At 70.3% G+C, this 7967-nt stretch carries 11 protein-coding genes; 4 read left to right on the top strand and 7 right to left on the bottom strand.

Translation table 11 applies throughout. The features are described 5' to 3' along the window. The 3 genes from ACZ67T_RS38035 to ACZ67T_RS38025 form a co-directional block, all read right to left on the bottom strand. A partial coding sequence (locus tag ACZ67T_RS38035; RefSeq protein ID WP_469990505.1) for a DUF2637 domain-containing protein occupies positions 1–387 on the bottom strand: 387 nt, incomplete at its 3' end. A gap of 199 nt (positions 388–586) precedes the next feature. Beyond that, positions 587–1462 carry a DUF3558 domain-containing protein gene (locus tag ACZ67T_RS38030; RefSeq protein WP_469990503.1) on the bottom strand — a complete coding sequence of 292 codons (876 nt, stop codon included), beginning with the start codon at positions 1460–1462 and terminating at the stop codon, positions 587–589. A gap of 129 nt (positions 1463–1591) precedes the next feature. Beyond that, positions 1592–2485 (bottom strand): DUF3558 domain-containing protein, encoded by an 894-nt coding sequence (locus ACZ67T_RS38025; RefSeq protein ID WP_469990501.1) that lies wholly within the window; start codon positions 2483–2485, stop codon positions 1592–1594. A gap of 213 nt (positions 2486–2698) precedes the next feature. Here ACZ67T_RS38025 and ACZ67T_RS38020 point away from each other — a divergent pair, with 213 nt between their 5' ends. Continuing rightward, complete coding sequence (locus ACZ67T_RS38020) at positions 2699–3892, top strand: RtcB family protein (RefSeq protein WP_469990499.1); 1194 nt, start codon at positions 2699–2701, stop codon at positions 3890–3892. A gap of 20 nt (positions 3893–3912) precedes the next feature. On the opposite strand, the gene ACZ67T_RS38015 is transcribed toward ACZ67T_RS38020, so the two are convergent. The 3 genes from ACZ67T_RS38015 to ACZ67T_RS38005 form a co-directional block, all read right to left on the bottom strand. Next, positions 3913–4086: a hypothetical protein gene (locus ACZ67T_RS38015; protein WP_469990497.1), complete on the bottom strand. Its 174-nt coding sequence runs from the start codon at positions 4084–4086 to the stop codon at positions 3913–3915. After that, positions 4086–4862 carry an SDR family NAD(P)-dependent oxidoreductase gene (locus tag ACZ67T_RS38010; protein WP_469990496.1) on the bottom strand — a complete coding sequence of 259 codons (777 nt, stop codon included), beginning with the start codon at positions 4860–4862 and terminating at the stop codon, positions 4086–4088. The genes ACZ67T_RS38015 and ACZ67T_RS38010 overlap by 1 nt, the downstream gene beginning before the upstream one ends. A gap of 62 nt (positions 4863–4924) precedes the next feature. After that, positions 4925–5263 carry a YnfA family protein gene (locus ACZ67T_RS38005; protein WP_469990494.1) on the bottom strand — a complete coding sequence of 113 codons (339 nt, stop codon included), beginning with the start codon at positions 5261–5263 and terminating at the stop codon, positions 4925–4927. A 309-nt stretch (positions 5264–5572) separates the two neighbouring features. Here ACZ67T_RS38005 and ACZ67T_RS38000 point away from each other — a divergent pair, with 309 nt between their 5' ends. Beyond that, a complete protein-coding gene (locus tag ACZ67T_RS38000; protein WP_469990492.1) occupies positions 5573–5971 on the top strand; it encodes a hypothetical protein in 399 nt (132 codons plus the stop codon). A 120-nt stretch (positions 5972–6091) separates the two neighbouring features. Then, positions 6092–6523 (top strand): GNAT family N-acetyltransferase, encoded by a 432-nt coding sequence (locus ACZ67T_RS37995; protein ID WP_469990490.1) that lies wholly within the window; start codon positions 6092–6094, stop codon positions 6521–6523. On the opposite strand, the gene ACZ67T_RS37990 is transcribed toward ACZ67T_RS37995, so the two are convergent. Further along, positions 6504–7031: a GNAT family N-acetyltransferase gene (locus ACZ67T_RS37990; RefSeq protein WP_469990488.1), complete on the bottom strand. Its 528-nt coding sequence runs from the start codon at positions 7029–7031 to the stop codon at positions 6504–6506. The two genes, ACZ67T_RS37995 and ACZ67T_RS37990, sit on opposite strands and share 20 nt — an antisense overlap. A gap of 246 nt (positions 7032–7277) precedes the next feature. On the opposite strand from ACZ67T_RS37990, the gene ACZ67T_RS37985 reads away from it, so the two are divergent. Beyond that, complete coding sequence (locus ACZ67T_RS37985) at positions 7278–7859, top strand: TIGR03086 family metal-binding protein (protein ID WP_469990516.1); 582 nt, start codon at positions 7278–7280, stop codon at positions 7857–7859. The last annotated feature ends 108 nt before the right edge of the window (positions 7860–7967 follow it).

Genomic DNA, 7967 nt, shown 5'->3' with positions numbered 1-7967 from the left:
CCGGCCCACCGCGTGCCGCGCCGCCTCGACCGAGACGACGAACAGGATCGGGATGACGGCGTGCATGCCGACGCCGAGCGGGTCCGGCCACGCGGCCGCGCCGTTGAACGCGATCGTCGCGGCGGTCAGCAGCCACGCCGTCTGGCGCAGCAGCGGGAACGGTATCCGGATCCAGGTCAGCAGCAGGTCCAGGGCGAGGAGTACGCAGATACCCGCGTCGATGCCGATCGGGAACACATAGCTGAAGTTCCCGAACCCCTTCTGGAGCGCGAGCGAGCGAACGGCCGCGTACGAACCCGCGAAACCGATGCCGGCGATGACCACCGCACCGGCGACGACCACGCCGATGAGTATGCGGTGCGTCCGTGTCAGCTGTGGCGCGGCCACACGTGCTCCCCTCCCTGTACGCCTTGTTGCGCGCAACAGCCTCGCACATCGGCGTGGCGGCCCGTGGCCGGGTTCGGCGGGAGCCCGGCCCCATAAGGGACCGGGCTCCGCAAAAGGCGTGTCCGGAAAGCGAGTTGGGGCCTGCCGGGTGCCGACCGGCGGCCACGGAGGGTCACTTGGCGGCCGGATGCCTACGGGGTCACGACTTCGAGGACGCCTTGTCCGAGGGCTCGTCCGAAGGCTTCGGGGAAGTCTTCGCGGAGGACTTCTCGGACGGCTTGCCGGAAGTCTTGGCCGACGGCTTCGAGGAGGTCTTGTCCGACGGCTTCGCCGAGGCGGAACCGGCGGTGTCCGAGCCACCCGCCCCGTTCGCCGCGACGACCGCCGCGACGGCTTCCTTCGCGGCCTTCTCGGCGTCCTTCACCAGCTCGTCGGCGCCCGGCGTCTGCTCGCCCGCGAGACCCGCGCCGTTGTAGTCGATCGTCACGACGACGTTCTCGACCCGCGCGACGACCGTCTGCTGCTTGAAGGTGCCTTCCTTCTTCTTCAGCTCGTACGTGACCGCCGTCGCCTCGTCGCCCGTGCCGCTGACCGGCTCCGACTTCGGGGACTTCGCGCCGTCCGTGGACTGCGCGTCGGTCACCTGCTTGGTGAAGTACGCGTGGGCCAGCTTGTTGCCGCTGCCGCGCGCCGCGTCCGAGTCGAAGCGCATCAGCGACGCGTTCAGCCAGCGGAACTGCGAACCCTTCACGCCCTTGTTGTCGAGGCTCGACCAGGAGCAGGTGCCCCGCACCGACTCGTCGTCGGAGGAGCCCGCCTTGCCCGACTTCGCCTCCGGCACGAGAGATTCGAGCGTCTTCTTCGAGACCGCGGCACACGGCTGCGGCAGCGAGTCGTACGCCGCCGCCTTCACCTTGGCCGCCGCGTCACTCGCGGACGCCGACGCCTTCGAAGGGCCCTTGTCGGCCCCGTCGCCGGAGTCCGAGCCGGAGGAGCAGCCGGATGCCACGAGGATCACCGGCACGGCGGCTGCGCAGACAAATATGCGGGTGAGTCGCTTGGTCGGTCGGTGCATGGTTCCTTATTCTCCGGTTTGCCTGGTACGTACCCGAGGGGTGCGGCCCGGGTCCGATGGGCCACCGTACGCCCAAGCCGGGCCGCGCGGCTCCGCTTCCACGGACCCGCGCGCCCGCCGTACCGCCGGTTACTCGCTCAGCGTCCCGGCCAGCTTGCGGGCCAGTTCCCGCGCCCTGTCCTGCATTTCCTTGCTGTCCGGCGTCTTCGTGGAGGTGCCCTGCTGCTGCTCGTACTCGACGGTCACGATGACGTTGGACGTGCGGAACACCACAGTCACCGTGCGGTGGCCGCCCGCGGACGCGGACGCCGTCAGCTGGTCGTTGAGGAACGCCTCGTCGGCCAGTCCCTGGAGAGTGCGGGGCTGCAGGTCGGCGCCGGGCACGGAGTCGTCCGACGGGCTCGACGAGGCGTCGGTCGACGCCTCGTCGGGGGTCTCTTCATCCGTCTTGCCCGAGTTCTTCTCTTCGTCCGCCGTGCCCTTATCGGTGCCGTTCTCGGCGTCCGCGGTGTCCTTGTTGGTGGCGGCGGAGGAGTGGGAGGTGGTCGGCGACGTCGGGTCCGTGGGGACCGGGTTCGGCAGATGCGCCTCGGTCTGCTTCGAAGCGAAGACCTGGCGGGCTTCCGTGTCGTCGCTCACCGTGTTGTCGTAGGACACGACCCGCTCGAAGTCGACCAGCAGAAGATGCGTCGCGTCCGTCCCGTCGTCCTTCCAGCGGCAGCCCACGCGCCGGTCCGTGTCGTACGTGACCGTGGCCGCGCCCTCGTACGCCCTGTCGCGCTGCTCGCCCTCGGGGAGCTCCTTGATGCCCGGCAGCATCTTGTTGAGGGTGCCCGTGTCGGGCTGACGGCACGGCTCGGGCAGGGTGCGGTACTTGCCGGGCCGGGCGGCCACGGCGGTGGTGCCGACGTCGCCGGGCTTGGAGTCGGTCGCGTCACCGGCGGCACCCGAACCTCCGGTGCAGCCGGTGAGCAGCGCTGCGAGGAGCGCGGCGACGCCGGGTACGTACGCCTTCCGCTGCACGGTGATGGCCCCTCTCGACAAGGTGACACGTCGTCGGACGCGCTTATTCGGTTGCCGTCACAGGACGGCCGGTGGACACAATGTGTATCGCACGCACTGCTGTGAACGCCGGTCCGATATCCCATTCGTCGACCTTGGCGCCGGTATTTGCGATTACTTACTTCTGATCGGGTACGCGAACATACGGGAGCGTACGGGGGAAACGAGGACACCATGTCGTATGTAGAGGTTCCGGGGGCGAAGGTCCCGATCCGGATGTGGACGGATCCGGCGTCGGTCGAGGACGTGGCGATGCAGCAGCTGCGCAATGTCTCGACGCTGCCGTGGATCAAGGGTCTGGCAGTGATGCCCGATGTGCACTTCGGCAAGGGCGCGACGGTCGGCTCGGTCATCGCGATGCACGGCGCGGTCTGCCCGGCGGCGGTGGGCGTGGACATCGGCTGCGGCATGTCGGCGGTGAAGACGTCCCTCACGGCGAACGACCTGCCTGGCGACCTGTCCCGGCTCCGCTCGAAGATCGAACAGGCGATCCCGGTGGGTCGCGGCATGCACGACGACCCGGTGGATCCGGGGCGGCTGCACGGCTTCGGCGTGGGGGCCTGGGACGACTTCTGGGGCCGGTTCGAGGGCATCGCGGACGCGGTGAAGTTCCGCGAGGAGCGCGCCGCCAAGCAGATGGGCACGCTCGGCTCCGGAAATCATTTCTGGGAGTTCTGCCTCGATACGGACGATTCTGTCTGGGTCATGCTCCATTCGGGTTCGCGGAACATCGGCAAGGAGCTGGCCGACCACCACATCGGCGTCGCGCAGAAGCTCGCGCACAACCAGGGTCTGGTCGACCGCGACCTCGCGGTGTTCATCGCGCAGACCCCGCAGATGGCGGCGTACCGGAACGACCTGTTCTGGGCGCAGGAGTACGCGAAGTACAACCGCGCGGTCATGATGGCGCTCTCCCTCGACGTGATTCGCCGCGAGTTCAAGAAGGCGAGGCCGACGTTCGAGCCGGTCATCTCCTGCCACCACAACTACGTGTCGGAGGAGCGCTACGACGGCATGGACCTGCTCGTCACCCGGAAGGGCGCGATCCGCGCGGGTTCCGGTGAGTACGGGATCATCCCGGGCTCGATGGGCACGGGCTCGTACATCGTGAAGGGCCTCGGGAACGCGGCGTCGTTCAACTCGGCGTCGCACGGTGCCGGCCGCAGGATGAGCCGGAACGCCGCGAAGAAGCAGTTCTCGACGAAGGACCTGGAGGAGCAGACGCGGGGCGTGGAGTGCCGTAAGGACTCCGGCGTCGTGGACGAGATCCCGGGCGCGTACAAGCCGATCGAGAAGGTCATCGACCAGCAGCGCGATCTGGTCGAGGTCGTCGCGAAGCTGAAGCAGGTCGTCTGCGTCAAGGGCTGAACCGCCCCCGGCCCGCGCGCCTACTTCGCGTGCGTGACCGCGTAGATCATGACCAGGGCGACCAGGTGGATGCCGAAGAGGAAGTAGGCCAGGTACCACCACATGTGGCGTTCGCCGCGCTTTTCCTCTGCGCGGCGGCGCTCGTCCGCCTCGCGCTCCAGGATCTGCAGCGGGTCCGGGGGCTCCGGGGGCATCACAGCTCCCTGTGGACCTTGGTGTTGGAGGCCTGGGCGCGGGGGCGGACGACGAGCAGGTCGATGTTCACGTGGCTGGGGCGGGTGACCGCCCAGGTGATGGTGTCGGCCACGTCGTCCGCCGAGAGCGGTTCGGCGACGCCCGCGTAGACCTTCTCGGCCTTCTCGGTGTCGCCGCCGAAGCGCGTCAGGGCGAACTCCTCGGTCTTGACCATGCCGGGCGCGACCTCGATGACGCGGACCGGGGTGCCGACGATCTCCAGGCGCAGGGTCTCGGCGAGGACGTGCTCGGCGTGCTTGGCCGCCACATAGCCGGCGCCTCCCTCGTACGTGCCGTGTCCGGCCGTGGAGGAGAGGACGACGACGGTGCCGTCGCCGCTCGCGGTGAGCGCGGGGAGCAGGGCCTGCGTGACGTTCAGCGTGCCGATGACGTTCGTCTCGTACATCTGGCGCCACTCGGCGGGGTCGCCCGTCGCCACGGGGTCCGCTCCGAGCGCGCCGCCCGCGTTGTTGACGAGGACGCCGATGGTCTTGAAGGCCGTGGCGAACTCGTCGACCGCGGCGCGGTCCGTGACGTCGAGCGCGTAGGCCGCGGCCTGGTGGCCCGCGTCGTTGATCTCCGCGGCCAGCGCCTCGATCCGGTCCTTGCGGCGCGCGGTGAGCACGACCCGGTATCCGGCCGCCGCCAGCTGACGTGCGGTGGCTGCGCCGATTCCGCTGCTCGCGCCGGTGATGACGGCGATGCGGGAAGCGGCTGCGGGCGCGGCGGCGGTCATGGCTTGTCTCCTCGGACGGGCGATCGACTCCCGCCAGGATAGGCAGGCGGCGCGCGGTGGTGTCACCGGCCGCCGCGGGGCGCGTACATGATCACGGCCATGCCGGCCAGGCAGATGAGGGCTCCGGTGACGTCCCAGCGGTCGGGCCGGTAGCCGTCCGCGACCATGCCCCAGGCGATCGAGCCCGCGACGAAGACGCCTCCGTAGGCCGCGAGGATGCGGCCGAACTCGGCGTCGGGCTGGAGCGTGGCCACGAAGCCGTAGATGCCGAGGGCGATGACGCCCGCGCCGATCCACGCCCATCCCCGGTGTTCGCGTACGCCTTGCCAGACGAGCCAGGCACCGCCGATCTCGAAGAGGGCGGCGACGACGAAGAGGAGCGCGGAGCGGGCGACGAGCATGGGGGACAGGCTGCCACGGCGCTCGTGCGCGGCCGCCGCACCGTCACCTGTTGGACGGCGCCTGACGGGCGGGATGCGTGGGATACATCAGGAGACCCGCCTGACCGTGACCGGTGATTCGTGACCGGCGCCTCGTGGTCGGTGATCTGCGGCGATGGACGAGAGGGCGGAGAGAACATGCTGGTCAGGCGTGGAATCGGGTGTGGGATCCGGCGCGGTGCAGGCCGTGGAGCCGGGCGTGGGCTCGGGGTCGCGGGGCTGAGCGCCGTCGTGCTGCTGGGGGCTGGTCCCGCCGTTGCCGACGGGCCTGTGCCGCGGTCCGTTCCGGAGGTCGATCTGGCGTATCACGGGCAGGTCACGATGGACCGGGGCCGGGTGGAGACCTGGCTGATCCCGCAGAACCACGGTCCGACGGCGGTGGCCGACGCCACGGTGCGGCTGCGCTGGTCGGCGCCGGTCGCGGACGCGCGGCGGCTGCCGCCGATGTGCGTGCGGGCGGCCGCGCGGACGGTGCTGTGCCGTACGGGCGCGCTGCCGGCGGACAGCAGGGGCCGGCGGATCAGGGTGCCGGTGCGGCTGGCGGGGGCGCCTTCGGAGGTGACGGTGCGGATCGACACGATGTGGAGCGGCGGGTCGGCGGACCACAATCCGCAGAACAGCACCCATCGGGTCCTGGCCCTGGACACCGGGGATGTCTACTACTTCTGACCTCCTGCACTTCTCACACCCCTGACGCCTCTGTGCTTCTCACACCCCTGACGCTTCTGAGCCGGTGCCGCTTCTGAGACAGGGGTGTGAGGTCGGAGCCGTGGCTCCTATCGTTCGGGTATGAAGATCACTGACATGGAGCCCGGCGATCCGCGCCTCGGCGCCGAGGTCCTGCCCGTGCTCCAGGAGCTGCGCCCGCACCTGACCGGCGAGCTGTTCTCCGAGGTGTACGCGGAGGGGTATCCGCAGGGGCTGCGGTTCACGGCCGCGTACACCGACGACGGGTCGTGCGCGGGCGTCGCGGGGTGGCGCGTGGCGGCCAGCACGAGCGCGCTGCGCAAGCTGTACGTCGACGATCTGGTGACCGCCGAGCGGGCCAGGTCGGGCGGTGTGGGCCGGGCACTGCTCGCGTATCTGGAGGACCGGGCGCGCGAGCTGGGCTGCCGCACGCTCCAGTTGGACTCGGGGACGCGCCGGACGGACGCGCACCGCTTCTATCTGCGGGAGCGTATGGACATCACGGCGTTCCACTTCACGAAGAAGCTCGGCTGAGGGTCCGCAGGTCGAGGTGCCAGTCGTGGCAGCGGATCGCGCGGCCCTTCGGGTACTCGAGGTCGCAGGGGCCGCGCAGGGTGAAGCCCGCGCTGCGGCAGACGCCGTTCGACGCGATGTGGTCGACGGGCGGGAACGCGTGCAGATGGCGCAGGCGCGCCCGGTCGGCGGCCGCGTGGGCGGCGACGAGGCGGGCGGCCGCGGCGGCGATGCCGCGGCCCTGGTAGCCGGGCAGGACGCCCCAGCCGGTCTCCCAGACCCGTTCGCCCTGCCACGGTGTCGCCCAGTAGCCGATGGAGCCGGCCGCGGGGGTGTCGGGTCCCGCGGTGATGCGGAACATCCGGCCGTGCCCGTCGAGCGTGGACAGCGCGAGGTAGCGGCGGTGGCGGTCCATGAGCTGGTCGAGGGTCTCGGGGCCGCCGAGGTGGGCCGTCATCTCGGGCGCGTTGTTCTTGAGCAGCAGATCGAAGTCGTCGTCCGTCCAGGGCACGAGGTCTATGTCCGTCATCGAACGTTCCGCTCTTTCGTCTCTTTCGTCTCAGAATCAGGCCCGTCATCTCTTCCGCGGCCGTCCTGGGTCCGGTGCTGTGCGTCACGGGCCGTCGGCTCGTCGGCTCATCGGTGACGAGCCGGATCGTATGTCGCCGTTCTTCGGCGCGGGCCGGGTTCCGGCTCGTAGCTTGGCGGCGTGAATGACACCCATGAGAACAACGAGCGTCACGAGCACGACGACAGCCAGGAGAAGCCGCGCGGCATCGGTGAACTTCTGGGCGTGGCCGCGGAGCGGGCCGTCCCGGTCGTCCGCGCCCTGCCCGACGACCGTCTCGAAGCGGCGACGCCGTGCGCGGAGTACGACGTGAAGGCCCTGGTCAACCACGTCTTCCAGGTGATGGAGCAGTTCCAGCGGCTGGCCGCGAAGCAGGACTCCGACTTCACGCAGTCCGCCGCGGACCGGGTGGCCGAGGGGCCCGACTGGCGTGAGCGGTTCGGTGAGGAGGCGCGGAAGCTGGTGGCGGCCTGGTCGGTGCCGGGCGCCGAGGAGGGGAAGACCGGTGCGATGAGCATGCCGGCGGCCACGGTCGGCTCCATGGTGCTGCTCGATCTGACCGTGCACATCTGGGACCTGGCGCGGGCGACCGGGCAGGAGTACGTGCCCGAGGGGGAGGCGCTCGCCGTCGTGGAGCGGCTGGCCGGGGCCGTCGCGCAGCTGGCGCCGACGGCGCGGTCGATGGGGGTGTTCGGGGAGGCGGTGCCGGAGCCCGCGGACGCGTCGGCGTTCGAGCGGCTGCTCGCGGCGACGGGGCGTGATCCGCGGTGGGCCCCGCCCGGGCGCTGAAGGTCTGGGGAAGGCGCAGGGGCTGAGGTCGAGGCCAGGGAATAGGGGCGGCACCGTCACCGTTCGAGGGTATAGTTGAATCGTCAACAACCTCGGAGGGTGAGCAGT

This window comes from Streptomyces sp. NPDC107517, assembly GCF_055582645.1.
This window is presented reverse-complemented; position numbering and strand designations above follow the sequence as displayed.